The organism is Streptomyces sp. JLBG701, from assembly GCF_058544905.1.
Map to the genome: position 1 here is coordinate 10,768,518 of NZ_CM178588.1, position 24,091 is coordinate 10,792,608.

General features: G+C 69.2%; 25 protein-coding genes and 2 pseudogenes. 11 read left to right on the top strand and 16 right to left on the bottom strand.

Features of this window, described 5'->3' with window-relative positions:
- The first annotated feature begins 26 nt into the window (after positions 1 to 26).
- Complete coding sequence (locus AC5DRG_RS49250) at positions 27 to 1,799, top strand: VanW family protein (RefSeq protein ID WP_491806857.1); 1,773 nt, start codon at positions 27 to 29, stop codon at positions 1,797 to 1,799.
- A gap of 352 nt (positions 1,800 to 2,151) precedes the next feature.
- Here AC5DRG_RS49250 and AC5DRG_RS49255 read toward each other — a convergent pair whose 3' ends face one another.
- Positions 2,152 to 2,463 (bottom strand): hypothetical protein, encoded by a 312-nt coding sequence (locus tag AC5DRG_RS49255; RefSeq protein WP_491813401.1) that lies wholly within the window; start codon positions 2,461 to 2,463, stop codon positions 2,152 to 2,154.
- On the opposite strand from AC5DRG_RS49255, the gene AC5DRG_RS49260 reads away from it, so the two are divergent.
- A complete protein-coding gene (locus tag AC5DRG_RS49260; protein WP_491813370.1) occupies positions 2,350 to 3,180 on the top strand; it encodes a tyrosinase family protein in 831 nt (276 codons plus the stop codon). The genes AC5DRG_RS49255 and AC5DRG_RS49260 overlap by 114 nt on opposite strands.
- 133 nt (positions 3,181 to 3,313) lie before the next feature.
- On the opposite strand, the gene AC5DRG_RS49265 is transcribed toward AC5DRG_RS49260, so the two are convergent.
- From AC5DRG_RS49265 to AC5DRG_RS49290, 6 genes and pseudogenes are all read right to left on the bottom strand, one after another.
- Positions 3,314 to 4,753 (bottom strand): SulP family inorganic anion transporter, encoded by a 1,440-nt coding sequence (locus tag AC5DRG_RS49265; protein ID WP_491813371.1) that lies wholly within the window; start codon positions 4,751 to 4,753, stop codon positions 3,314 to 3,316.
- Between the two features lie 89 nt (positions 4,754 to 4,842).
- A pseudogene (locus AC5DRG_RS49270) lies at positions 4,843 to 5,441 on the bottom strand (carbonic anhydrase).
- A gap of 180 nt (positions 5,442 to 5,621) precedes the next feature.
- Positions 5,622 to 6,044, bottom strand: a complete 423-nt coding sequence (locus AC5DRG_RS49275) for a hypothetical protein (protein WP_491806858.1) — start codon at positions 6,042 to 6,044, stop codon at positions 5,622 to 5,624.
- A 52-nt stretch (positions 6,045 to 6,096) separates the two neighbouring features.
- Positions 6,097 to 6,354: a hypothetical protein gene (locus tag AC5DRG_RS49280; RefSeq protein ID WP_491806859.1), complete on the bottom strand. Its 258-nt coding sequence runs from the start codon at positions 6,352 to 6,354 to the stop codon at positions 6,097 to 6,099.
- A gap of 94 nt (positions 6,355 to 6,448) precedes the next feature.
- Positions 6,449 to 7,180: a hypothetical protein gene (locus AC5DRG_RS49285; RefSeq protein ID WP_491806860.1), complete on the bottom strand. Its 732-nt coding sequence runs from the start codon at positions 7,178 to 7,180 to the stop codon at positions 6,449 to 6,451.
- 205 nt (positions 7,181 to 7,385) lie between these two features.
- Positions 7,386 to 7,799, bottom strand: a complete 414-nt coding sequence (locus AC5DRG_RS49290) for a hypothetical protein (RefSeq protein ID WP_491806861.1) — start codon at positions 7,797 to 7,799, stop codon at positions 7,386 to 7,388.
- Between the two features lie 223 nt (positions 7,800 to 8,022).
- Between AC5DRG_RS49290 and AC5DRG_RS49295 the strand changes: the two genes are divergently transcribed.
- Both AC5DRG_RS49295 and AC5DRG_RS49300 read left to right on the top strand, forming a co-directional pair.
- Positions 8,023 to 8,655, top strand: a complete 633-nt coding sequence (locus AC5DRG_RS49295; RefSeq protein ID WP_491806862.1) for a class I SAM-dependent methyltransferase — start codon at positions 8,023 to 8,025, stop codon at positions 8,653 to 8,655.
- 28 nt (positions 8,656 to 8,683) lie between these two features.
- Positions 8,684 to 9,298, top strand: coding sequence for a DUF2218 domain-containing protein (locus AC5DRG_RS49300; RefSeq protein WP_491806863.1), 615 nt, complete (start codon positions 8,684 to 8,686; stop codon positions 9,296 to 9,298).
- A gap of 225 nt (positions 9,299 to 9,523) precedes the next feature.
- Here the strand turns inward: AC5DRG_RS49300 and AC5DRG_RS49305 are convergent, their stop codons facing one another.
- The 3 genes from AC5DRG_RS49305 to AC5DRG_RS49315 all read right to left on the bottom strand — a co-directional run bounded on the left by AC5DRG_RS49305 (position 9,524) and on the right by AC5DRG_RS49315 (position 12,328).
- Positions 9,524 to 10,336 (bottom strand): aminoglycoside adenylyltransferase domain-containing protein, encoded by an 813-nt coding sequence (locus tag AC5DRG_RS49305; RefSeq protein WP_491806864.1) that lies wholly within the window; start codon positions 10,334 to 10,336, stop codon positions 9,524 to 9,526.
- Positions 10,337 to 10,404: 68 nt separating this feature from the next.
- Positions 10,405 to 11,526 (bottom strand): Nickel transporter NicT, encoded by a 1,122-nt coding sequence (nicT, locus tag AC5DRG_RS49310; protein WP_491806866.1) that lies wholly within the window; start codon positions 11,524 to 11,526, stop codon positions 10,405 to 10,407.
- 142 nt (positions 11,527 to 11,668) lie between these two features.
- Entirely contained in the window at positions 11,669 to 12,328 is a 660-nt protein-coding gene (locus AC5DRG_RS49315) for a TetR/AcrR family transcriptional regulator (protein ID WP_491806867.1), read from the bottom strand.
- A gap of 113 nt (positions 12,329 to 12,441) precedes the next feature.
- Here AC5DRG_RS49315 and AC5DRG_RS49320 point away from each other — a divergent pair, with 113 nt between their 5' ends.
- Together AC5DRG_RS49320 and AC5DRG_RS49325 are read left to right on the top strand one after the other, a co-directional pair.
- A complete protein-coding gene (locus tag AC5DRG_RS49320) occupies positions 12,442 to 12,609 on the top strand; it encodes a hypothetical protein (RefSeq protein ID WP_491806868.1) in 168 nt (55 codons plus the stop codon).
- Positions 12,610 to 12,620: 11 nt separating this feature from the next.
- Positions 12,621 to 13,172 carry a hypothetical protein gene (locus AC5DRG_RS49325; protein WP_491806869.1) on the top strand — a complete coding sequence of 184 codons (552 nt, stop codon included), beginning with the start codon at positions 12,621 to 12,623 and terminating at the stop codon, positions 13,170 to 13,172.
- Between the two features lie 49 nt (positions 13,173 to 13,221).
- On the opposite strand, the gene AC5DRG_RS49330 is transcribed toward AC5DRG_RS49325, so the two are convergent.
- The 6 genes from AC5DRG_RS49330 to AC5DRG_RS49355 form a co-directional block, all read right to left on the bottom strand.
- On the bottom strand, positions 13,222 to 13,782 hold the full coding sequence (locus AC5DRG_RS49330) for a hypothetical protein (protein WP_491806870.1): 561 nt from the start codon (positions 13,780 to 13,782) through the stop codon (positions 13,222 to 13,224).
- Between the two features lie 143 nt (positions 13,783 to 13,925).
- Positions 13,926 to 15,236, bottom strand: coding sequence for a type II restriction enzyme NmeDI-related protein (locus AC5DRG_RS49335; RefSeq protein ID WP_491806871.1), 1,311 nt, complete (start codon positions 15,234 to 15,236; stop codon positions 13,926 to 13,928).
- 51 nt (positions 15,237 to 15,287) lie between these two features.
- Positions 15,288 to 16,160 (bottom strand): F510_1955 family glycosylhydrolase, encoded by an 873-nt coding sequence (locus AC5DRG_RS49340; protein ID WP_491806873.1) that lies wholly within the window; start codon positions 16,158 to 16,160, stop codon positions 15,288 to 15,290.
- A 33-nt stretch (positions 16,161 to 16,193) separates the two neighbouring features.
- Positions 16,194 to 17,219 carry a C40 family peptidase gene (locus AC5DRG_RS49345; protein WP_491806874.1) on the bottom strand — a complete coding sequence of 342 codons (1,026 nt, stop codon included), beginning with the start codon at positions 17,217 to 17,219 and terminating at the stop codon, positions 16,194 to 16,196.
- Between the two features lie 157 nt (positions 17,220 to 17,376).
- Complete coding sequence (locus AC5DRG_RS49350; RefSeq protein WP_491806875.1) at positions 17,377 to 18,288, bottom strand: M56 family metallopeptidase; 912 nt, start codon at positions 18,286 to 18,288, stop codon at positions 17,377 to 17,379.
- Positions 18,285 to 18,659, bottom strand: coding sequence for a BlaI/MecI/CopY family transcriptional regulator (locus tag AC5DRG_RS49355; protein WP_491806877.1), 375 nt, complete (start codon positions 18,657 to 18,659; stop codon positions 18,285 to 18,287). The genes AC5DRG_RS49350 and AC5DRG_RS49355 overlap by 4 nt, the downstream gene beginning before the upstream one ends.
- Positions 18,660 to 19,062: 403 nt before the next feature.
- On the opposite strand from AC5DRG_RS49355, the gene AC5DRG_RS49360 reads away from it, so the two are divergent.
- The 5 genes and pseudogenes from AC5DRG_RS49360 (at position 19,063) to AC5DRG_RS49380 (ending at position 24,056) form a co-directional block, all read left to right on the top strand.
- The gene (locus tag AC5DRG_RS49360) at positions 19,063 to 19,479 is read left to right on the top strand and encodes a DUF6153 family protein (protein ID WP_491806878.1); all 417 of its coding nucleotides are present in this window, start codon (positions 19,063 to 19,065) and stop codon (positions 19,477 to 19,479) included.
- An 86-nt stretch (positions 19,480 to 19,565) separates the two neighbouring features.
- The gene (locus tag AC5DRG_RS49365; protein ID WP_491806879.1) at positions 19,566 to 20,192 is read left to right on the top strand and encodes a DUF305 domain-containing protein; all 627 of its coding nucleotides are present in this window, start codon (positions 19,566 to 19,568) and stop codon (positions 20,190 to 20,192) included.
- A gap of 1,104 nt (positions 20,193 to 21,296) precedes the next feature.
- The gene (locus AC5DRG_RS49370) at positions 21,297 to 21,545 is read left to right on the top strand and encodes a hypothetical protein (protein WP_491806880.1); all 249 of its coding nucleotides are present in this window, start codon (positions 21,297 to 21,299) and stop codon (positions 21,543 to 21,545) included.
- A 105-nt stretch (positions 21,546 to 21,650) separates the two neighbouring features.
- On the top strand, positions 21,651 to 22,760 hold the full coding sequence (locus tag AC5DRG_RS49375; RefSeq protein ID WP_491806881.1) for a PLP-dependent cysteine synthase family protein: 1,110 nt from the start codon (positions 21,651 to 21,653) through the stop codon (positions 22,758 to 22,760).
- Positions 22,757 to 24,056: pseudogene (locus AC5DRG_RS49380) on the top strand (MFS transporter). The gene AC5DRG_RS49375 and the pseudogene AC5DRG_RS49380 overlap by 4 nt, the downstream one beginning before the upstream one ends.
- Positions 24,057 to 24,091: the final 35 nt, after the last annotated feature.

The following is a 24,091-nucleotide window of genomic DNA, read 5'->3' on the forward strand; positions in this document are numbered from 1 at the left end:
GCGACCGTCACAGACGAGGAGAACCAGTGCTTCGCTCATCGCTTCTCGGCCCGCCCGCCGACCCCACCGACACGACCGACACCACGCCGCCCGGTCGTCGCCGAATAGGCCGTGTCGCCCTGGTGGTGGCCGGCGCGGCGGGTGTCGGCTTCGGCGGGCTGTATGCGGCGGGCCTGCTGGCCTCCGGTGGCGAGGTTCCCGGAGGTACCCGGGTGAGCGGTGTGGACATCGGCGGGCTGAGCCGCTCGCAGGCGCGGGAGAAGCTGGACAGCAGCCTGGGCGGGGCCTGGTCGGAGCCGGTGAAGGTTCGCATCGGCGACCGCACCGCCGCCATCGACGTGGCCGGCTTCTCCCTGGACAGCGAGGAGACCGTCGCCCGCGCAGCGCAATCGGGGTCCGACCCCTTCACCGTGATCGGCCGCCTGTTCACCAGCGCTGATCGCGAGGTCGAGCCGGTGGTCCGTGTGGACGAGGCGAAGGCCCGCGCGGCTCTGGCCAGGACGGCGAAGGCGCACGACCGCAAGGTCCGGGAGGGCGGCGTCACATTCCACGAGGGCGAGCCGGTGTCCGCGAAGCCGGTGTCCGGGCAGTCCCTGGACGTGGACGGCGCGCTCAAGGTTCTGGCCTCGACCGTCCCCGGCCAGGGGACGGAGGCAGTCCGTCTGCCGGTCCGTACCACCGAACCCCGGGTCGGCGCGGCGGAGGTGAACCGGGCGATGAAGGAGTTCGCCACGCCCGCGATGTCGGCTCCGGTCACGCTGACCACGGGCGGCCGGAAGGTCGAGATCAGCCCGGCGACGCTCGGCAGGCACCTGACGATGAAGCCGGACGGGGGGAACCGGCTGAAGCCGGTGCTCGACGGTGAGGGGCTCCGGGCCGAGCCGTCGGTGGCCGGATCGCTCGCCTCGGCCACCGACAAGGCGGTCGACGCGAAGCTGAGCCTGGACGGTGGGCGGGTGGTGGTGGCCTCGGACGCCAAGGCCGGGCAGAAGGTCACGGCCAAGGCGGTCAGGGAGGCTGTACTGCCGCTGCTGACGCGCACCGGGGCGGCCCGCACCGGGGCGGTTGCCACCGAGAAGGTGGAGCCGAAGCTGACCCGCGACAACGTCGGCCGGCTGGGCATCAAGGAGAAGATATCCACCTTCACGGTCGACTTCGAGCCCGCCGCCTACCGCGTCACGAACATAGGCCGCGCCGCGGAACTGATCGACGGGTCGGTCGTTCTGCCCGGCAAGACCTGGAGCCTGAACGGCACCGTGGGGGAGCGGACCGAGGCCAACGGATTCGTCGAAGGCATCATCATCAACAACAACCAGTTCGAGAAGGCCGCCGGGGGAGGTGTCTCCACGGTCGCCACCACGGTCTTCAACGCCGTCTTCTTCGCCGGGGTGAAGCCGGTGGAGTACGGGGCGCACTCGTTCTACATCGAGCGTTACCCGGAGGGCCGCGAGGCCACGGTGGCCTGGGGCAGCCTCGACCTGAAGTTCAGGAACGACTCGGGCAACGCCATCTACATCGACGCGCGGGCCACGGACAGCTCCGTGACGGTCACCTTCCTCGGCACCAAGAAGTACGACTCCGTGGAATCGGTCAAGGGCCCGCGTACCAACGTGAAGCAGCCGGGAACCCGCGAGGGAGCGGCCGGAGACAGCTGCGTGCCGCAGACCCCGCTCGAGGGCTTCGACGTGGCGGTCGACCGGGTCTTCAAGGACGGCGGCAAGGAAGTCGGTCGGGAGACCTTCAAGACCCGGTACGTGCCACGCGACGAGGTCACCTGCGACGGAGAGACCGCCGAATGATGTCTGGCCGTCGCTGACGGCACGAGGGGGCGCGAGTTCGCTGAGGAGTTGGTCGACGCCTTCGCCCGACAGCCGCACTGTGAGGCGTCCCGTCGCTCGGTGCCTCGTGTGCGCACAGCCTTGAGCGCCGACGCGCGGTGTCAAGCTCGACACGTTCCAACTGCTGGTAGCGAGGGGCCGGGACCTCACCCCCCCCCGGAGCTGCAGCATCGCCCCGGTCGTCTTCTGCTGCAGTGTTATGGAGCGTAACGACCGCTCAGCTCGGACCGCCTGGGGCGGCGGTCACGCAGTTGGGGTTGCGCTGTCAGGCCCCGATTGCGACGTCACTCGTGTGGGCGGATATTGGGATCTATCAGGGCAAAATCGACTTACGTGAAAGGGTGGCGCTGTGATCAGAGGTGACGGGATCCGACGCAACATCGCTCAGGTCGACGCAGACGAAGTTGCTGCTCTCATCGGAGCCATCAAGGAGTTGAACGCCCGCCACAATCCCGGAACCCGGGACGAACTGCCCGTCGGGGGAGTTAGTTTCTGGTTCAAGCAGGACGAGATTCACCAGGCAACCCATGTTCACGGAGGGCCGGAATTTCTCCCCTGGCACCGGGAACTGTGCAACCGTTTCGAGCAGCTGATCCGGCTGGTGGAACCACGACTGTCGCTGCACTACTGGGACTGGACGACGGACCCGAGCCCGCTGTTCACGCCCGAGGTGATGGGAGCGAGAGCGGGAGACGTCGGAGAGCCGTGGCTCAGCGCCGGGTTCTACGACCCCAACGCCGACCCTTACCGCGGCGACGACCCCTTCGACCCCAAGCACGCGAACCCCTTCGACCCGCCGCGGACGCTCACCCGAGCGGTACAGGGCGGAGTGCCCCTGCTGGCGTTCGGCGACTCCGACATCATCGGTGCACCGGACTACCACAGCATGCGGCTCAAGCTCGAAGCCAGCCACAACGACGCCCACGGGTACGTCGGCGGCACGCTCGCCAACGGGCACACCGCCTTCCGTGACCCCTTCGTCTTCCTCCTGCACGCGAACATTGACCGCCTCTTCGCGATGTGGCAGTACCAGCTGCCTGTCCAGCGTCTCGACCCGCAGACCGTGTACGGACTCGACCCCCAAGACCCTCTCTGGTATGTGCGCAACCTGCGCCCCTGGGACGGAACGGGCCAGATCCGCCCATGGTCTCCCCCGGAGAGAGAACGGGTGCTGAAGAACTACCAGCACCCCAGCGTCGTCACGCCGCCGCAGTACGACACGCTTCCGATCCTCGCAGAGGTCGGGGACGGCGCGGCCACCCAACGGAAGTTGGACGAGCTGCGGCACCTGCTCGAGGACCCCGCTCTACGCGAGGCGGTGAAGTCCCTCATCCCCGCGTAGGCCATGACCTAGGGTCTGTCGCGGGACCCAGAGGCGAGCGAACGACCTGCGGCTTCACAATTCGCCGCGAGGCGCAGCGCGAACAACGCCGCGGTACCGGAAGGTCTCCAGGTACCGCGGCGTTATCGGTCCGTCAGACGGCCGACGTCACCTTCACGGGCTCGGTGCCGTCCGCGCTGTGCCGTGCCGCCCAGTTCTCCAGGGCCGTACGGCAGGCGTGGTCCAGGTGGTGCACCCCGGACAGGTCGACCTCGACAGGGCGGTTCTGCGGCAGTGCCTCCAGGCTGTCGAGGATCTTCGGCAGGCGCAGGAAGGTGGCGTTGCCGGAGAGATACGCCTGGATGGGACCGGCGCCCCTGTCTATGATCTCCAGCTGGACGTGCGAGGACTCCCACGCCGTCTTGACCACGGCCAGGGCCAGGCCGGTGAGCACGCCCTCGAACATGCTCACCGCGACGATCGACATCGCCGTGACGGCCAGGATCAGCGCCTCGCCCCGGTGTTCCCGCCACAGCCCCTTCACCTCCTTGACGGGGATCAGCTTGAATCCCGAGTACACGAGGATGCCCGCGAGCGCCGGGATCGGGATGACGCCCAGCGCGGCCGGGAGCAGCGCCGCGAACAGCAGCAGCCAGACGCCGTGGAGAACCCGGGACGCCTTCGACTTCGCGCCCGCCTGGATGTTCGCCGCGCTGCGCACGATCACCGCGGTCATCGGCAGCGCGCCCAGCACTCCGCATACGGCGTTGCCCGCACCCTGGGCCATCAGCTCCTTGTCGTACTGCGTACGCGGCCCGTCGTGCAGCCGGTCCACAGCGGCCGCGCTGAACAGGCTCTCGGCGGAGGCGATCAGCGTGAAGGCCAGGACGGTACCGAGGACTCCGACGTCCAGCAGCTCTCCGAAGTCCCCGGGCGCCGGAGGCTGGATGGCGCCGAGCAGGCCCCGCACCCCCACCTTGGCCACCGGCAGACCGATGAACTCCGAGGCGCCGGTGGCGAGTCCGACGGCGGCGAGCGGCGCCGGTATCACCTGGACCGCCTTCGGCAGCTTCTTCCACAGCGCGAGTACGGCGATGGTGCCCGCGCCGAGGCCGAGAGCGGCCCGTGCGCCGGGCGAACCGATCGCGTCGGCGAGCATCCCCGGCAGCCCCGCGATCTTGGCGAGGCCCTCGACCGGGGCTTTGGCCCCGGCCATGGAGTACAGCTGACCCGCGATCAGGACCAGCCCGATCCCGGCCAGCATTCCTTCGACGACCGCCACCGAGCTGGCCTGGAAGTAGCGGCCCAACTTCAGTGCACCCATGAGGAGTCGGAGCAGGCCCGTGGCGAGCACGAGGACGCCGAGCACGGGCAGCCCGAACTCGCGCACGGCCTCGAAGACCAGCACGGTCAGACCCGCGGCCGGACCCGAGACCTGAAGGCTGCTGCCGGGCAACAGCCCGGTGACGAGGCCGCCCACGATGCCGGTGACCAGGCCGAGTTCGGCCGGGACGCCGGAGGCGACGGCCACGCCCACGCACAGTGGCAGGGCGACGAGGAAGACGACGAGCGAGGCGGCCAAGTCCTGCCGCAGCGTCGATCGCGAGCCCGCGGACTTCCTGCGGCGGCCGTGCCCGCCCCGGTTTCCCGGCGACGCCTGACCGGCGGCCCTCCTGTGCGCGCTCACAGCGCGACGAAGGTGTCGGCGTGCGGCTGGTGGGCCAGCACGGTGCCGGTGTGGATCTCGTAGAACCAGGCGTGCAGGCGGAGTTGACCCGCATCGAGCCGCCGGGCGACGCACGGGTAGGAGCGCAGCCTGAGGATCTGCGCCAGCACGTGGGACAGTACGGCGTCGGCGATCGCCGGGTCGTCCTGAGCCGGTGCGCCGTTCTGCCGGGGCGCGGCGTGGGCGAGCCCCAGTTGCGGACGGCGGGTACGGCGGTCAGGTCCTCGCCGCGGACGAGCGCGCCGACGGCGCCGCAGTGCGAGTGACCGCAGACGACCACGTCGGTGACGCCGAGTACCTCCACGGCGTACTCGATGGTGGCGGCCTCACTGGTCGGCCGGCCCGGGGTGTACGGGGGGACGATGTTGCCCGCGGCGCGCAGCTCGAAGAGCTCGCCCGGGCGAGCCCCGGTGATGAGGGACGGGACGACCCGCGAGTCGGAGCAGGTGATGAACAGGGCCTGCGGGGCCTGGCCCTCGGCCAGGCGGGCGAACTCCTCGGGTCGCACCGCGGTCTTCAGGTGGAAGGACCGGGCGTGGTCGATGAGGGGCTGCATGTGAATTGCCTCCTGGGTGCACGCCACGAGGGCGCGTCGGTTCTCAGGTGCGTTCAGGTGTGGAATGTCATTGCGGCGGGCAAGAGGAAGGGCCCCGGGCGCTGTTAGTGCGCGCGAGGGCGCGGGACGGTTGAGCGCGCGGCGTCAGCCGTCCGAAGTAGCTCTTTCCCGCAGGCCTGATCAGCAGCGGAAGATCTGGATCGCCGCCGGAGAGAGGTCCGTGACCGGTCTCGACAGGCGAAGCGCGGGCCTGGGCGGCGAGGAAGCCGACGATGCCGCGACCACGGCGGCGTCCATGACCGCGGCGCTGCGAGCGGGGCCGCCCGAGGCCTGCTCGGTCCGCTGGCGGTCGCGGGTCAGGTAGTGCTCGGACGTCTCCTCGGGGACGTGCGAGTCGTCGCAGATCAGGGCTTCGCCCTGGGACGTCGTCGTCTTCTGTTCGTGGGCGGCGGCCAGGGGAGCCGTATGCGTGAAGAGCAGAACGGCCAGCAGCGCGGCAGCGAGGGCCGCGAACACGGCCCAGACCGACTTGCCTTGTGACACCGCGTTCAGCTCCTGGTCGTACGTCGATTCGTGCAGCATGATGCTGCGCAGCAGAGACAAGAGTCACCCGCTAAGGGCATTAGTACATTAGATGTACTGGGCGGCCCTGTGGTTAAGGCGAGATTTCACCCTTGTGGGGGTCGGCTTCAGGGGCTGGCCCTGTCTGTTCTTCTTGCTTGCGCTGTCGCTTCTCCCGCCATGCCAGCTCTATCGTCGAGAACACCACCAGGGCAACTGCCAGCACTATTGCGCTGGTGCTGAAGACGGAGGCCCATGAGACGAGCTCGTTCTGGTCCTCCTTGATGTCTGATGCGACCTGGATGGTGTCGCTGACGATTCGCGGGGTGTAGGCGTCGCTGTATCCGGCCATGGATCCCTCCGGTCCGCACCCGTGCGGGATGCGACGCCTACGTTACCCGACTGAATCTAAGCAACTTAGTAGATTGCCGGGGATGCCGGTGGGCTCAGTGGCTGTGGCTGTCGGACGTATGACCGGACTCCGCATCGGTGGAGGCGGTCGCCTCCGGTGTCGCCGACTCCGAGGAGGACGCAGAGGGCTCGTCTCCGGTTTCATGCTCATCCGCTTCCTCTTCCGCACCGTCGCCGTGGCTGTGCCCGCTCTCACCGGAGGTTTCGGCCAGCCCGTCCGCGATCGTGCGCAGCCCGAAGAAGCTGACGGTCGCGATGAGGAGGACGCCCAGCCCCACGGGGCCGAAGATGCGGCGCCAGGAGGACTGCGCGTCCTTGAGTACGAACGCGATGAACGAGACCGTTATCCCCAGGGGGACGAGCGCGGCGCCCCGCGCCGGGAAGTCCTCGAAGTGCTGCAGACCGCCGCTGAGCATGCCGATGCCGAACGAGAGCAGCAGCGATGCCGCGATGACGAGGATCGCGCGGGACGGTGCGGGGCGCTCGGTGGCGAGCAGGAACTCGTTGACCACCGTCGCGACCAGGAACACCAGGACGCCGATGACAGCGATCTTCGTGTACCGGGCCGGATCCAGCGGGTGGTGCACCACGGCACCGCTGATCAGCCCCGCGCCGACGAAGTACAGCACGTACCCGATGTAGCGGCCCGCGAGCGGGGCCGGTCTGCGGGCGCGGTGGCGCTTGCGGGCGCGACGGGCGGCCGCTCGGCCGCCTCCGGGGTTGGGCTGGGGTGTCGAGGGTGCGGGGCGGTCGGTGACAAGGGGCAAGGGAGGGCCTTTCGGCGGCTCGAAGGGAGCAGGGAGGAGGATGTGGCGGCAGGGCGGAACCAGGCATGGGGGCAGCGCCGGGCGCTCGGCCGCGGCCGAGGGGCATGGGTTGCCGTGTCACCGAACAGGGGCGCACAAAGCCCTTCGCGGAGTCGGCGAAGGCGCCGGTGCAGAACGGCACTGCTGGCTGGACGTGCCCGTCCGCCTAAATGCGCAACACGGATGTCGTGTGAGGAGAGCCGGTGTCGGGGCTTGCGATGACGGCGCTCATTCCGGAGTGCGGCAACAAGCCGCAGGGGCCGGTCACTTCGAGCGGCGAGGTGCCGGGCGGGGGTACGTCGAGCAGGTCGTTCGGCTGACCCGGTGCGCATTTGTGTGCGGAGGTGCCGGACTCGCCGTCCTCGCGCTGGTCGTGATCGTGGTCCGCGGAGGGCTCTGATCCGTCCGCGGGCAGCGTTGCGGTGACGCCCGCGTCGAGGTGCCCGGCGGCGCTCTCGCCGTGCAGACCGTGGGTGAACAGCAGACCGAACAGCAGCACCGCGAGCCACAACAGACGGGACAGCTGCGGAGCCCGCGTGCGGGCTCGCGGCATGGCTGCGGCCGTCCGTTCCATGAGCACGGCGTGATCATAACCAGTCCGGAAGGGCCGTGCGGTCGCCTTCAGTGCCGCTCGCGCCATGCGGATCCGTCGTCACCGGCTTCGATGCTGTGGGATGTGTGCGCCGCTCTGATTGTCGAGACACTGTGAATTTGACAGAGACAGAGTGTCTCGATAAAGCTGTTCATTGTCATGAGGTCCAGACGCCGATCCGGAACGCCAGACGCGACGGGAAGGCCCCGGCATGGCCGGCTCACCCCATTACCCGCACCACCCCCACCCCGGTTCCGAGGAGCCGCCAGGGCCCGAAGATTTGTATGCCGCTCCGCCACCCTGGGACATCGGACGGCCACAACCGGCGTTCGTCGCACTTGCCGGAGGAGGGGGCATCCGGGGCCGGGTGCTCGACGTCGGCTGCGGCACCGGCGAGCACGCACTCATGTCCGCGGGCCTCGGCCTGGACGTCACGGGCATCGACCTCGCCACCCGGGCCCTGCGTGCGGCCAAGGAGAAGACACGCGAGCGGGGCCGCGCGGCGTGCTTCCTGCACTGGGACGCCCTGAAGCTGGCCGACCTGCGGGAAACCTTCGACACCGTGCTCGACTGCGGGCTCTTCCACGTCTTCGACGGTGACGACCGCGCCGCCTACGTCGAGAACCTACGGGCCGTGATCCGGCCGGGCGGCCGCTACTTCATGCTCTGCTTCAGCGACCGGCAGACCGGCGAGTGGGGGCGGGTGCACAAGCTGACAAGGGCCGAGATCGAGGCCTCGTTCGCCGATGGATGGCGCATCGACTCCATCGACCCCAGCACGATCGACATCACCACCGACCCGGACGGCATCCGGGCCTGGCTCGTCGCCCTCACCAGGACCTGAATCCATGAGAAGCCCAGGAGGGAACGCAATGCCGACCGCGGAAGCCCGCGTCGAAACGGAACGCGCCAGCCGCTATCTCGACCAACTCTGCCGACACACCCAGCAGATGGGACTCCACTCCCACTACCGTCAGGGTGGCAGTCACCGGCCTCCCCAGGTGTACGACGTCGACTGGTCCGACACCCAGGGCACCGTTCGTCTGAGCCTGGGCCAGTGGACTTTGCAGGCCACCCCGGACGCACTCGTGCTGCACATCGAGGCCGCCGGCGAGGAGTACCTGCAGCAGATGCGGGATCTCATCACCGCCCGCATCGAGAAGATCGGCAGACGCGACCACCTGACGGTGGCCTGGCAACAGCCTGAAGCGGCCGATGACCCTCCCGGCGCAGGCAACCGGCTACCCACCGCGCACCTGACGGCACATGGCCGCTCAGGCAGCACCACACGCCGGTGGACTCTGAGGGCAGTTGTCGGAGCAGCGGCGCTGCTCGTCGGCGCGCATCTGTTGCTGGGCGGTTCCGTGCTGGCGGCCTCGCGGTGGTGGGGCTGGGGCGCGGGCGCCATCGTCCTGGCGGTCGTCCTCGTGAAGGCCATAGGTGTGGGCGGCTTCGCCGTCCGCCACCACCGCGGGCGCGCCCGCTGACACGGTCGACGGGCCGTCGCCCGTCCACAAGAAGCGCCCGCCAGGCTCGGGTTGGGGGGCCTGCGCGTCCGCACACCGACGGTGAGCGTGTCTTTCGAGCACCGATGTGTCGCGCCCGAACTACCGGATCCGGGGCGCGCACGCCGGCGCGATGGATTCGAGGTGCGCAGAGATCCCGCTGTCGGATTTCAGCACTCTGGATCGCGTCCGGATCCACGAAAGTACTTAGGAGTTATGCGCACTTTGCTGGGCGTCGTGGATGGCCATGTCGATGAACTCGAGTGCCTGGCCGCGGCGTTCGAAGGGGCTGCGGTACAGGGATCCCCCGGAGGTACCGCCCCTGATGCGCAGGCACTCCTCGACGATGCGGTGCCAGTTGTCGTCGAATCGAGTGAGCGCGTACTCCCCGGCACCGAGCTTGGAGGTGATCCTTCCCGAGGCCAGGGTGTAGTGCAGGCGACTGATGCCGAGGACACCCCAGGTGGGCCCCCAACTGCCCAGGCAGGCCAGGCCCAGTGGGGAGGGAAGCCGTGACGCACGTCGCCACCAGGGCCGCCAGTAGTCACCCAGGTTCTCGTGCGTCCACGCTGCGAGACCGGCCCGGTCCGTGTGAAGGGCGAAGTCGCCCGGGAGCGGCCCGCGCAGCGCGGCGCCGTGGTCGGCCAGGGTGTGCCAGGTCACCGGGTGGCGGTCGCCGCGGGACGCGCGGCTGAATCTGTGCTCGTGGACGTGCGGACCCGGTGCGGCCTGAAGCGGGTCGGCGGAGAGGTCCTCCCAGGTGACGTACGAGCCGTCGAAGTGCGGCCGGGGATACGCGTCGGCCAGGCGCGCGTGAGCCCGCTCCAGGAGGCTGACCTGCCGGTCGTCCAGGGGCGCCGCCGTTACGGCGACGAAGTCGATGTCGCTGGCCCCAGGGCGGTAATCCTGCAGAGCGACTGACCCCACGAGGTAGAGGCCCTGAATGAGCCCGGGGGCCTCCATATCGACGGTGCCCAGATAGGTCTGGATGACTACATAGACGGAAGGGTCCAGAATCATGGGGGCAGAGCCTGCCCGTGAGGCGTCGTTCGCGCCAGTGTGTATTCCGCGGTTCCGCGCCGTGCCGCTCAGTCCTCCGCCGGCGCGAGGGCCCACTTCTCCTCGATACGGCCGTAGCGCCAGATCAGCAGCGCGGCCGCCCAGGTGATGACGAAGAGGAGGACGACGGCGTATCCGACGCTGTTGAGGTCGATGCCGCCGACCCGCTCCCAGAACGCACCGTGCAGGGAGAGCTTCTCGGCGGCGATCGACAGGAGCTCGACCGTGCCGATGATGAGGGCGGCGGCGACCGACAGGCCGGTGATGGTGATGTTGTAGAAGACCTTGCGGACCGGGTTGGAGAAGGCCCAGGAGTACGCGAAATTCATGAACGAGCCGTCGATCGTGTCGAGCAGGCTCATCCCCGCCGCGAACAGCACCGGCAGGCACAGGATGGCGTACCAGGGGATGCCCGCACCGGCCGCGCCCGCCGCGAGGAACAGCAGCGACACTTCGGTGGCGGTGTCGAAGCCGAGGCCGAAGAGGAAGCCCAGCGGGTACATGTGCCGGGGCTTGCCGACGGCCCGGGTCGCCCGGCCCAGGATCCGGGTCATCACACCGCCGCCGGCGTTCAGCTGAGCCTCCAGGTCCGCCTCGGTGTGGCCGCCCGACCGCATCCGGCGGAAGACGCGCAGGATGCCGATCAGGGCGACGAGGTTGAAGGCGGCGATGACGTACAGGAAGACGCCGGAGACCGAGGTGCCGACGAAGCCGAGCGTGGCGTGCAGGCTGGAGCCGTCGTCCTGCACGGGTCCGGCGAGCGAGCGCACCCCGAGCGCGAAGAGCAGGGCCAGCAGGAACACGACCGTCGAGTGTCCGAGAGAGAAGAAGAAGCCGACGGAGAGCGGGCGCTGCCCGTCCGAGATCAGCTTCCGGGTCGTGTTGTCGATCGCTGCGATGTGGTCCGCGTCGAAGGCGTGCCGCATGCCGAGCACGTACGCCGTCACGCCGAGCCCGATGCCGAAGGCTCCCTGGCCGCCGCCGAGCTCGAAGTGCTGGGGGACGACGATGAGCAGGAGTGTGCCCCAGCCGATCACGTGCAGCGCGAGGATCGCGGCCGCCAGCGCGCCGGCCCGAGCCCATTCGCGCGGGGTGAGTGCTCCGCGTATACGCCGGAGGAGGCCCGGCTCGGGCTGGGTCGCAACGGTCATGGCGGTGTCCTTGGTTCCTGGTCGAGCTTGACGTCGTGGTCCATCCCCTATGGCATTCGGTGCTCAGGTGCCAAAGGATTGCAATAACCGACGTGAGACTGCTGACAGTCCGACGCGGGACTGGGGGAACGGGCGGGGAAGCTCAGTGACCGGAGTGCCGTGCGCGGTGCTCGTGATGTTCGGAGCGTTCGCGCCGGTTCGTCGGCTCCTGGTCGTCCGCTACGGGGTGCCCCTCGCTCAGCCCGGACAGGATGACCGCGACCAGGCGGTCCGTCGCCGCTTCGGAGGGCAGTGCGGCAGCGGCGGTGAGGGCGTGGAGGCAGTACGTCGCGAGCTCGTCCGGCGCGACATCGCCGCGGAAGTCGCCCGTCGGCACGCCGGCGGCCAGCAGGTCCCGGATCATGCCGTGGAGCTGCGCTTCGGCGTGCGCGACCCGCTCGTCCCGGTGAAGGAACGCGGCGAGATCGGTGCCGTGGTGCCCACGGGAGTGGCGTGAGATGTGGGCGAACGCCCTGAGGACCGCTTCGAGCTGTTCGCCGGCCCCGTTGACCTGGTCCCGGACCTCCGCGAGCTGTCCCAGGTGCTCGGTGATCTGGCGGTCGTGCCACGCGAGGAGGATCGCTTCGACGTCCGGGAAGTACTTGTACAGCGTGGCCCGTCCGATGCCGGCCTGCTCGGCGATCTGCGACATGGTCACCGACCGAACCCCGTGCTCCGCGGCCAGCTCCACCGTGGTGTTCAGAATCGCCTCGCGCACGGCACGGCGGTGCGCCTCGATCGTCTCGTTCCACAGCTTCGGCACCGGAACAGTGTACGCGGCGGCGATGTTGATACACTCTGATTGACCAGTAGACAGTGTGTCTCGTAAAATGCGGGAGTCGACTGTCCGGTGATCGAGCACCCGAGGACGCACACATGGCTGACCCGCACTCGCCCCCCGACGCCACCGACCTCGGGCCCGGCTCCGCGGCCCATCCGGGCATGCCCCGCTGGGCGAAGGTGTCCGTGATCACCGCTGTAGCCGCGCTGCTGGTGGCGTTCGTGCTCATGCACCTGCTCAGCGGCGGCATGGGCGGCCACTGATCGCCGTGGTCATGAACCCCCGCCTCCGCAAGCTCACCCTCACCGCGCACGTCACCGCCTCGGTCGGCTGGCTCGGTGCGGTCGCCGTCTTCCTCGTCCTTGCCACCGTCGGTCTGACCAGCGACGATGCCCAGACCGTGCGCGGCGCCTATCTCGCGATGGGGCCGACGGGCTGGTTCGTCCTGGTCCCGCTCAGCTTCGCCTCGCTACTGACGGGGCTCGCTCAGTCCCTGGGGACCTCTTGGGGGTTGTTCCGCCACTACTGGGTCCTGTTCAAGCTGCTGATCAACGTCGTAGCCACCGTTCTGTTGCTTGTGCACATGCAGGTGGTCGGTCATGTCGCCGACGCCGCGGCCGTGGCGAGCCTGTTCAGCGGTGACCTCTTGGGGATGAGGGTTCAGCTGCTCGCCGACGCCGCAGCGGCCCTGGCCGTGCTTCTGGTCGCCGTGGTGCTGTCGGTGTACAAGCCGAAAGGCCTGACCCGCTACGGATGGCGCAGGCGGAACGAGTCTCGGGCGCGGCAGCGGCTCGCCGTCCAGGAGGACCCGGCCGTCGCGGCCTGACGGCCGCCGGCGCCGCCCTCACCGACAGCCCACGGCTGCGGAACTGCGCTCAGCCCGTCATGGTGGACTTCTTGCCGGACGGGGTGACGGCGAACCACATCTTGTCCTTGGCCTGGCCGTTCATCTGTCCGGCCTTCGTGTCGCCCATGTATCGGTACAGCGGCCAGCCGCCGAGGGTGAGCTGCTTCATGCCGTCCGAGCGGTCGACGGAGCCGAGGAGGCTCTCCTCGACCCCCATCGTCTGGACGGAGTCCTGCGCCATGACCGGCATCCAGGTCTTCGCGCAGTCGCCGGTGCACATCGACATGGACGGGGTGGCCTGGTCCATGTCGGAGCGGTAAAGCGTCATCCCCTTGTCGTCGGTGACCAGGCTCCCCATGCCCTCGATCTCCTTGGCCATCAGCATGGTGGTCGTGGCCATGTCCCCGCTGCCCGAGTCACCGCTGTCGGCCGCTGCGGACGTCGCGGGAGCCGAGCTGGCCGTGGCGACCGGAGCGGCGTTGCCGGGGCTCGTATCGGAGGCGTTGTCCGTCGAGGAGCCGCAAGCCGCCAGCAGGAGCGTGGAGGCGAGCCCTGCGGCCGCTGCGAGGACCATGCGTTGCCGGATCAAGGAGTTTCCCTTCCGTCGGGAGTTGCTTCTACTTACTCCCTTAGTACGTCGGGGAACTCCGGCCCCGTTCAGTCACTGGTGGCACATGACGGAGTCTTGACCATCGGCGGCGTCCGGACTCGGCGAGGCTCCGCCGAGCCGGCTCAGCTCAGATCGCGGGCCAGGGCCTCGATGGGATGCAGTCCCTTGCCGAACCGGATGATCGCCTCCCGGTTGGCTCGGAGCTCGCCGTAGGGCAGGTAGCGCACCTTGAGGTCCGCGACCCGGCTGAAGGCGGGCCGCCGGATCTGGGCGCGGACCTCGTCCTCTCGGGCGTCCGGCGCGACGAGGTACATGCCGTGCGCGGCGTCGGGGTCGCCGCTGAGTGCCAGGTCGAGCATGCGCACGATGCCGGAGTAGATGGAGGTGGTGTGCTCCACCTCGAACGCCGCGGCCACCTTGCCCTCCGGTTCCAGCCACAGCACGTCGATGAGACTGATCGCCTCACCTGCGGGGCCCTTCGCCAACTCCGGAGGGAGCTTGATGAGACAGCCGTCCGCCAGCCGCCGGCCCTCGTGCTGACGGTTGCGGTCGTTGGCGGCGATCCACACCTGGAAGCCCAGCGCCCTACCGAGATCGCGCAGCCATGCCTGCACCTCGGTGTGCGAGACGTCCTGCCGCTCGGCCTCCGCCCGGACCTTCTCGGCCTTCGCGTCCGAGCGGACCTGCTCCAAGTCCGCCTGCCAGGCGGCGCGGGCCGCCGCAGTGTCCTCCTCGCCGCGCGGCGGGGCGACGTAACGGCCGGAGCCGAGGTCGAAGAGCAGCCCGGCGACCGCACCCAGGTCGTTGGAGAGCAGGTTGCGGTGGGCGGAGTTGAGCGCCAGGATCCCCTCGCGCATGGCGAGGTACTCGTCCCACTTCCCGAGCTTGACCCTTGCTCCGGTCAGGGCGTTGTAGCCATTGACTATGGCGGTGTTGAAGGGCGACGCGATGGTGGGGTGCAGGAAGTAGAGGAGGTTGGCCGCCGCCGGGCCGAGCCCCTTGATGCGGCGGTCCGCCAGCGTCCGTATCGCGCCCAGGACTTGCGCCTCGGTGGTGCAGCACCGGCACGTCTCCAGCATCCGGGCGAACGCGAGCTGGTTCTCCCGGTCCTCGTAGATGTCGGGGATACGCAGCTTCGGCTTCCACAGGAAGGCGTGGTCGGCCCCCTTGAACATCTGCCGTTGCTCCGAGATCGAGCCGACGACGGTCTCCAGCGACGAGCCCTTGTAGGCGACCCCGAAGGTGTCCGCCTCGATCTCCCGTACGACCTGCTCGATCCCGCGCCTGATGGACCGGAAGTTCTTCGTCCGCTCCTCCCACAGGAACCAAGTGCGGTAGGTGCTGCCGGGGTCGTCACGCCACCGGCGGATGAGGGCGCCGACGGCCTCGTGGTCGAGGCCGAGCACGGCGGACGAAGCGGGAGAGATCGTCACAACAGAGCATTGTGGCACCCGACTTCACGGTTCGTCCCGCCGTGGAACGACTCAGGAATCAAGGGGCACGAACACGGTGAAGGTCTTGCCGCCGTCACGCGACTCGTACACGCCCGTCGTCGTCGCGGCGAGGATATGGTCGGCGTCCACGGCGGTCAGCGCCTGGGGCTGTCCGCCGGGCACGGCCGCGAGTTGCTTCCACGTCCTGCTGCCGTCGGCGCTGCGGCTCAGCTCCCCGGACGGGCCGATGCCGAACAGGGATTCCTCCGCGGGCCAGGACACGAACGCCTGGACCGGCTTGGTGCCCTTGCCGAAGGTGCGGCCGCCGTCGGTGCTGGCGACGACGCCCTCGGCCGTGGTGGCCAGCAGCCTGTCCCCGGTCGGGCTCACCGCGATGTCGAGTGCCTCCAGCGTCGCCCGGTCGTCCCAGGTCCTGAGGTCGGTGCTGACGCGGATCCGGCCGCCCTCGTAGCCGTAGACCGTGCCCTTGGCCGAGTCGAGGGAGTGGAAGTCGGCCTCTCCCGACAGCGACCAGGACGTCCAGGTGCGGCCCGCGTCGTGGGTCTCGATCAGGCCGATGTTGCCCGGACTACCGCTGCCCGGGGCACCGTGCCCGCTGGCGACGAAGGTGTTCTCGCCGGTCACGGTGAAGCCCATGAAATCGTCCTTGCGGTCGCCGACGAGCTCCGGATCGTGGCCTTCGGCGACCGTGCACAGGCCGTTGTGGGTGGCGACGTACACGCGCCCGTCGGCCGGGTCGATGCCCAGACCATGCACGTGGGCGAGTACCGGCTCCGACAACGTCGACGCCTCGGACGACGCGCCCGTGTCGGACGACCCGCCTCCGCAGGCGGTGAGGACCAGAGAAGCGAGGGCGGTGCCAACAGCGGTGAGCAGGGGACGGGTGGCCGGACGTGCGGTCACAGAAGTTCCTTGGGTGGTGCGGGGTGTTGGTGCTCAGGGCCTGCTGGCGGCGTAGAACGGCATGTAGCTCACCTGGGTGATCTCGATGTTCTTGCCGGTGCGCGGGGCGTGGATGGCCTTGCCGTTGCCGATGTAGATGCCGTTGTGCTGGTTGTCGTTGTACCAGTAGATGATGTCGCCGGGCTGCAGGTCCGACTGGGACACCTTGCGGCCGGCGTCGTACATCTGCTTGACGGTGCGCGGTAGGGAGACTCCTGCCGAGCGCCAGGCCGCGCCCACCAGGCCTGAGCAGTCGTAGGAGTTGGGGCCGGTCGAACCCCACTCGTACGGCTTGCCGAGCTGGGCGTACGCGAACTCGATGGCTGTCTTGGCGCGGCCGCTGGCGGGGCCGTTGTAGCTCGCGGGGGAGTCGCTGGCGCCCGCTGCGGCGTCCTCGCGCTCCTGGGCCGCCTCCATCTTGGCGCGCTGTTCGGCGGTCAGGCTGTTGAGGAGCTTGCGGGCCTTGGTGAGTTTGGCCTGGACCTCGTCCTTCGTCTCCTTGGCCTTCGTGCGCGCTTCTTGCAGGGACTTCAGCTGCTTCGCGGCGTCCGCACGCTCCTGGGCGACTTCCCGCTGCTTGCTCTCCAGCGCCCGCAGGGCGGCGGCCTGCCGGTCGCTGGTGCGGCTGATCGCCTGGGCCTTGTCGAGGTACTCGTCGGGGTCGCTGGAGAGGAAGAGCTGCACGCTCGGGTCGATGGCGCCGGTGCGGTACTGCTCCGCCGCCAACGGGCCTATCCTCTCGCGCAGTTCGTTGATCTCCTGCTGCTTGCGGGCCAGCCGGTCCTGGGCGGCGTCGACTTCGCCCTGCAGCTTCTGCTGCTTCTCGAGGACACCGTTGTACTCCTCGGTGGGGGCCTCGGCCTCCTCGTAGAGCTTCTCCACCTGCTTGCGCACGTCGTCCACCGAGGGGTTCGGCGCCGCCTGGCTCTGCGTCGGAAGGAGGCTCACCGCGCCGGCGGCCATGCCGAGGGTGGCTATCCGGGCTCGGCTGGGTGGCTTCGGCCGGCGGTGCGTTCCCATCGTGGGGTGACTCCTCTGCGCGTCTGTGGACCGAGCGACGAGCGGTGTCCGCTGGGTCGGTGCCGCGGCAACGGCCGAGGCTGGCGCGTCAGAACTTAGTAGCTTCGTAGACGGCATCGCAAGTGAGTCCGAGTCACAGGGGTCTCACCAGGAGCGTTCAGCCGAGGCCGGGCGGGCAGGCGACCAGGAGCGGAAGCAGGGGGACCGCCATGGCTACGGCGGCGACCGACGTCCACAGGGCGGGGTGCGGTGCCTTGCGTGGGCCGAGGATCCGTTTTATGCGGATCAGGGCGTTCGGGCCGCCTGCCGCCAACGCGCCCTTGGGGGTGCGGGCCGCGGCCATCTCGTACATCGCGGTGGCCAGCACCTCGTGGGAGTGGCTGCGCAGCGCCCGGTCGTCCGCGATCATCTCCAGCAGCAGCGCCGTCTGTGCCCGGGCGTGGCGGGCCAGCGGCACCCATCGGAAGACCGAGTGGAATGCCTCCGCTGCGGCCAGGACCAGGTGGTGGCGGCCCGCGATGTGCGCCTGCTCGTGCTCCAGTACGGCACCGAGCTGCTCCGGCGTCAGCTCACGCACGGCCGCGTCACTGATCACGATCCGCGGGCGGCGGCCGGGCAGGCAGTAGGCGGCGGGAATGTCGTACGGCAGGACGGTGGCGCAGAGCCGGGCCGAGTGGCGGCCCACCAGGTCGACGGCCTCCCGGTGCTGCGTGCGCGCCCGGCGGGCTCGTACGACGTGAAAGGCGAAGCTCGCGAGGAGGGCGATCCCGATGGCGGCGGGGACGCCGACGGCCAGGCGGTCCGCCATGTCGGGGTTGGGCTGTGCCGTGCCCACGCTCAGTCCGCAGGTGTGCAGCAGGCCGACCAGACCGGCGTGCAGATGTTCGGTCGGCAGGGCAAGGCTGGCCGCTGTGAGCGCGGCCGCGATCGAGAACGAGACGGCCAGAGCGTGCCATACCGCCGCTGCCAGGGCCGGGGCCCGGTGCGGCCAGCTGCTGCGCAGCAGAAGGCGCGGAGCGACGAAGCCCACTGCTGCCGTGTAGCCGACCAGCGCCGGAGCCGCGTTCACGACTCGGCCTTCGCCTGCCGGCTCGCGTTCCGCAGGGCCTTGCGTAGGGCGGCCTGTTCTTCGTCGGACATGTTCTCCACGAAGTGGACCAGCGCGGCGGGGCGGTCCTTGCTCTCTCCCAAACCGTCCTCCATCAGTGCGGCGGCGTACGCCTCGCGGCTGCGTACCGGCGTGTACAGCCAGGCCCGGCCGTGCTTGCCGCGCAGCAGCCAGCCCTTGCCATACAGAATGTTGGTGACGGTCATCACCGTGGTGTACGCGACGGGGCGGATCTTGTTGATGTCATCCACTATCTCGCGCACCGTCGCCGGACGGTTCCACGTCCAGAGACGATCCATGATCTCTGCCTCAAGATCCCCCAGCCGCCGCATGGTCCTGACTCCTTTTCGCCACCGAATACGCAAGGCCATAGTAGGCGCCTGTCCTGTCAGTTTTCCGGGGTGAAGGCGGAGGGTCACATCCGTCCGGTGAGCTCGTGGCCCGCCTCGTGCACGAGGGCGTCGTCGAGCGGCGTGGCGGATGTCACGGTGACGCGTCCGGTGGGGACGTCGACCCGCACGTCCACGACGGATTCGAGCGCCGAGACCTCCTACTTCACGGCGTTCTCGCAGTGGCTGCATGTCATGCCGGACACGTGGTATTCGGTCGTCAGTACGCCGGGCACGGTACCTCCGGTGAAGGCTGACATACCCTGGGTGGGTATCACGTTCTCCGTGTCTACTCCGGTGACGCCCGAGACGCAAGAGGCTGGTGATCCATGCCTAGGATGAGGCCGTGACCCGCCTCGGACAGTCCGCGCGACCGCACTCGTTGGTGCGGTCCTGTGGGCTGCTCGTGTGCGCGCTGCTGCTGGGTCTGCTCAGCATGCACGGCCTCGGGCCGGTACCCGGGGCCGCCGCCGGTTCGTCCGGGCACGATCGGATGGAGGTTGCCGCGCAGACGGACGTCATGGCGTCGATGCCGGATGGATGCGATCACGGCGATGGTGGCTGCACGGGCCACGCGAACCATGCGGATCCGACCTGCGCCTCGGCTTCCATTGCCGGAACTCCTGTGGTGATGCCGGTCCTGCTGCTCGACACGGTGGCCTGTGCCGCGTCGGCGCGGGCGCTCACGTCTCCGGTCGGCAGCGGGCCCGACGGTGGCCGCGCCCCGCCCTCACTCTCCGAACTCCAGCTCCTGCGGATCTAGAGCGGCCGCGCGTCGCCGCATGCCCATCGGGGCGTGGCGCCGCGCATCGGCATGCCCTTCGCAGATTCGATCCCAGGAGTTCCACCTTGACCGCACGCCGCAAGCTCATCCGCCGTACCGCCCTCGCCGCCACCGCCGGAGTGGCCGCCCTTGTGCTCTCTGCCTGTGGCGGCGGGCACGACATGAGCTCCATGGGGTCCGGCTCCAGCCCGTCCGCTTCCGCCTCGGCCAAGGCCGGCGACCACAACGACGCGGACGTCTCCTTCTCCACGGAGATGATCCAGCACCACCGTCAGGCCGTCGACATGGCCGAGCTGGCCGCCGACCGCGCCTCCTCGCAGGACGTCAAGGACCTCGCCACGAAGATCAAGGCTGCGCAGGACCCGGAGATCAAGACCATGTCCGGCTGGCTCACCTCGTGGGGCGAGGGGGTCCCCGCGGACATGTCCGGCATGGAGGGCCACGACACGTCGTCCTCCATGCCCGGCATGATGAGCAGCGAGGACATGGACAAGATGGAGAAGGCTTCCGGCGCCGAGTTCGACAAGATGTTCCTCGAGATGATGGTCGAGCACCACGAGGGTGCCATTGGGATGGCCAAGTCGGAGAAGGTCGACGGCAAGTACGGTCCCGCGACGAAGCTCGCGGACGACGTCATCACGGCCCAGACCGCCGAGATCGAGCAGATGAACAAGATGCTCGGCAAGAGCTGACGCATCGCCAGGAGACGGTGTGGCCGGCGGTATGCATCGCCGTCGGCCACACCGTTTTCCATGTCCTCACAGGAGGCCGATCGGATCGTTTGCGATCGGTGAAGTGCCCAGCCAGTGCATGAGATTGGGCCTGCCGGGTGACCTCGGCGTTGGCAAGTGGCTTGTTCACGCACTGTCCTCGTAGCCCGGGATGCCAGGGCTGCCGCGTCGGGTTAGGCTCACGGCGTGATTACGGCCTGGTCTCCTTCCGGCGCGCAGCGAAGCCGCTCATCAGCGGCTCTGTGGCGTCTGCTGGGACTGGGCCTGTTCCTCTTCGGCCTGCTGTATACGCACGCCGTCAGCCCTGATGCGACGGTGAGTCACCTCGTAGCGGGCGGGGGCGTCTCGGCTTCCGGCGCTCATTTCGAGCCCACTGCCGAAGATGAGAACGTTGCGAGTGCCACCTTGGCACAGTCCTCGGACGAGCGACCGGCAGACCATCACGACGGTCATGGACAGCAGTACACCGGCGAGGACTGCGCGTTGGGGCAACCTCCGCAGGGCCCCGCTGTGGCCGTGCCGTGCTTGTCTCCGCTTAGCTCGGAGAGCGGTGACGGCGACCTGCACCCCAGCCGCTGCACCCGCGTCACTTCGCAACACGCGACGCCGTGGCCCCGGTAGCGCATGCAGCGGACTCGGCGGTTCTTCGTATCTAGGTCAGGCTTCCCGGACCGGTTGACGTCTCCAGGGGGTTCGCGGACTCGGCCCAAGGCCGTGACTGTCCGTCCTTCCCTCCGCGACCGGTGCATGGCGTCTGACCTCCTGCGCACGGCTTTCCACAGTGCGGCGCGGGGATGGTCGACGACTTCTTCCACCACCCCCCACTGATCTCTGTCCCTGCCGAGGGAGTTCCGGCGAGGGCAGCAGCCGCGCGGAGGACGTGTGCCGCCCACCTCTGTCACCTCCCGTGCCCATGCCTCATGGGCATGTTCGCTCCGCAGGAGCCGCCTTGCCCGGAGCACGGTGTACGTCCTGCTGTTCATGCTGCCGGCGTGTCTCGGCGACCGGCTCCACGGGCCGGAGCAGCCGTACGATCGTTTAGCCGTCGCGTCGAGTGAAGCGCCCTTGCCCGAGGGGAATCCCGAGGGCGAGATCCTCGACGCGTTCGAATCCCCCGACCGGTATCTCGGCTCCCGCCTCGGGGCCGTCGCGCTCCCGCAGTCGTCGGCTCGCGTCCCGCCGCCCGCCGTCACCGCGGTGGCACTCACGGACACGACGGACAACTCCTTGCGCGAACCCTCCGGCGCCGTGCGAAGACTGCCGCGGAGCGGCGGTCGGTCCGCTCTCACCGCCATCTGCTGGTGGCGCATATAGATGCCGCCCCGCAGGTCGGCCTTGGTCGGTCTGCCCCGCGGTGTGCCTTGGCCGCCGCGCGAGACGAGCATCCGCACGCGCCCGTATCGAACGAGAGCGAAAGACATGCACTCCCTGACCACGAGTGACTTCACCCCTGTCGGCTCCACCCTCCAAGGGCTCGTCGGCAACACCCCCGTCCTGCGTGTCGCCCAGCCCATCACGCCGCCCGACCGCGGCTTCTGGGCCAAGCTGGAGGGTTTCAACCCCGGCGGCATCAAGGACCGCCCCGCCCTGCACATGGTCGAACGAGCCAGGGCTCGCGGCGAGTTGAAGCCCGGGTGCCCGATCATCGAGTCCACCAGCGGCACCCTCGGCCTCGGCCTCGCCTTGGCCGGCATGGTCTACGGACACCCCGTCACCCTCGTCACCGACCCCGGCCTCGAACCGTCGATGAATCGATTGCTCGCCGCGTACGGCGCGACCGTCGACATGGTGGTCGAGCCGCATCCGACCGGCGGATGGCAGGAGGCGCGCCGCGAGCGGGTCGCCGAACTGCTGGCGGAGAGCCCTGGTGCCTGGTGCCCCGACCAGTACAGCAACCCCGACAACGTCGCCTCCTACACGCCGCTCGCCCTCGAACTCGCCTCCCAGTTGGGGCACATCGACGTTCTCGTCTGCAGCGTGGGAACCGGAGGCCACTCGGCGGGCATCTCCCGTGTGCTGCGCCAGCTGTATCCCGACATGCGGCTGGTGGGCGTCGACACCGTCGGCTCGACCATCTTCGGTCAGCCCGCCCGGCCCCGCCTCATGCGTGGCCTAGGCTCCAGCATCTATCCGCGCAACGTCGCCTACGAGAACTTCGGCGAGGTGCACTGGGTGGCCCCGGGGGAATCGGTCTGGGCCTGCAGGCAGTTGGCCGGCTCCCACTACGCCACGGGCGGCTGGAGCGTCGGTGCGGTCGCGCTGGTGGCCGGCTGGCTCGCTCGTACGAGCCCTTCGAGCACCCGCATCGTGGCGATCTTCCCCGACGGGCCGCAGCGGTATCTGGAAACCGTCTACGACGACCAATACTGCGCCGAACACGGGCTGTTGGACCTGACACCGGCAGCCGAGCCGGAGGTCGTCGGCCGCTCTGACGAGAAGGAGGTCACCCGCTGGACCCGCTGCACGGAGGTGATCGACCCGCTCTCGCTGATGGCCGAGGTGGCCGGTGCGGAGGGCGGGGAGAAGTGAAGACGACGCTCACGCAGATCCGCTCCTACGAGCGGAACGTCCAGCTGCTCCTGCTGAACCAGTTCACCATCAACCTCGGCTTCTACATGCTGATGCCGTACCTGGCCGCCCACCTGTCCGGCACGCTCGGCCTCGCCGGCTGGCTGGTCGGACTCGTCCTGGGGGTACGGAACTTCAGCCAGCAGAGCATGTTCCTCGTCGGTGGCACGCTCGCCGACCGGCTCGGCTACAAGCCCCTGATCGTCGCCGGATGCGTTCTGCGCACCGTCGGCTTCGCCGCGCTCGGCCTGGTCGACTCGGTCCCGGCGCTGCTGGCCGCGTCGGCGGCCACCGGCTTCGCGGGCGCGCTGTTCAACCCGGCCGTCCGCGCCTACCTCGCGGCCGACGCGGGAGAGCGCAGGGTCGAGGCCTTCGCCCTGTTCAACGTCTTCTACCAGGCGGGCATCATGCTCGGCCCGCTGGTGGGGATGCTGCTGACCGGCCTCGACTTCCGGATCACCTGCCTGGTCTCGGCGGCGATCTTCGCGTTGCTGAGCGTTGTACAGATCCGGTCGCTGCCGGCTCGCCGAGCCGACCAGGCTGCGGACGCGGACACCGAGGGGCGGGAGAGTGTGCTGGCGCAGTGGCGGGGCGTGGTGCGCAACCGCGCGTTTCTCCTGTTCTCCACGGCCATGATCGGCTCGTACGTCCTGTCCTTCCCAGGTCTATCTGGCCTTGCCGTTGGAGGTACGACGGCTGGGCGGCCAGGGGGAGTTCGGGACGGCGGCCGTGGCGCTGCTGTTCGCCGCGTCCGGGCTGGCCACGATCTTCGGGCAGACCCGGGTGACGGCGTGGTGCAAGGAGCGGCTGGCCCCCGGACAGGCCCTGGCCTGGGGGCTGTTGAGCATGGGCGCCGCGTTCGTACCGCTGCTCGCGGCGACGGCCGTACCCGTTCCGGACGAGGGAATCGGACGCTGGCTGCTCGCCGCGGTGCCGCCGACCCTGACCGCACTGCTGCTCGCGCTGGGCACGATGATCGCGTACCCCTTCGAGATGGACACCATCGTCCAGCTCTCCGGCAACCGCGTCGTCGCCACCCACTACGGGCTGTACAACACCATCTGCGGCATCGGCATCACGCTGGGCAACATGCTCACCGGAGCGGCCCTCGACGCCGCCCGGGCAGCCGGCATGTCCGCCCTGCCGTGGCTCGCGCTGCTCGTTCTCGGCCTGGTCTGCGCCGGGTCTCTGTACGGGCTGCACCGCAGCGGTCGTCTGACACCTGTCACTGTTGTACCCGAGCCCGCAGTGGCCTGACCGAACCAGCTGGGGTGGGGACGAGCGGAGGCATC

Excerpts from the sequence above, each read along its gene's own strand:
- AC5DRG_RS49280 (WP_491806859.1), bottom strand. The coding sequence starts at position 6,354 with ATGGCCGGATACAGCGACGCCTACACCCCGCGAATCGTCAGCGACACC.
- AC5DRG_RS49295 (WP_491806862.1), top strand. The coding sequence starts at position 8,023 with ATGGCCGGCTCACCCCATTACCCGCACCACCCCCACCCCGGTTCCGAG.
- AC5DRG_RS49300 (WP_491806863.1), top strand. The coding sequence starts at position 8,684 with ATGCCGACCGCGGAAGCCCGCGTCGAAACGGAACGCGCCAGCCGCTAT.
- AC5DRG_RS49305 (WP_491806864.1), bottom strand. The coding sequence starts at position 10,336 with ATGATTCTGGACCCTTCCGTCTATGTAGTCATCCAGACCTATCTGGGC.
- nicT (WP_491806866.1), bottom strand. The coding sequence starts at position 11,526 with ATGACCGTTGCGACCCAGCCCGAGCCGGGCCTCCTCCGGCGTATACGC.
- AC5DRG_RS49320 (WP_491806868.1), top strand. The coding sequence starts at position 12,442 with ATGGCTGACCCGCACTCGCCCCCCGACGCCACCGACCTCGGGCCCGGC.
- AC5DRG_RS49325 (WP_491806869.1), top strand. The coding sequence starts at position 12,621 with ATGAACCCCCGCCTCCGCAAGCTCACCCTCACCGCGCACGTCACCGCC.
- AC5DRG_RS49345 (WP_491806874.1), bottom strand. The coding sequence starts at position 17,219 with ATGGGAACGCACCGCCGGCCGAAGCCACCCAGCCGAGCCCGGATAGCC.
- AC5DRG_RS49355 (WP_491806877.1), bottom strand. The coding sequence starts at position 18,659 with ATGCGGCGGCTGGGGGATCTTGAGGCAGAGATCATGGATCGTCTCTGG.
- AC5DRG_RS49375 (WP_491806881.1), top strand. The coding sequence starts at position 21,651 with ATGCACTCCCTGACCACGAGTGACTTCACCCCTGTCGGCTCCACCCTC.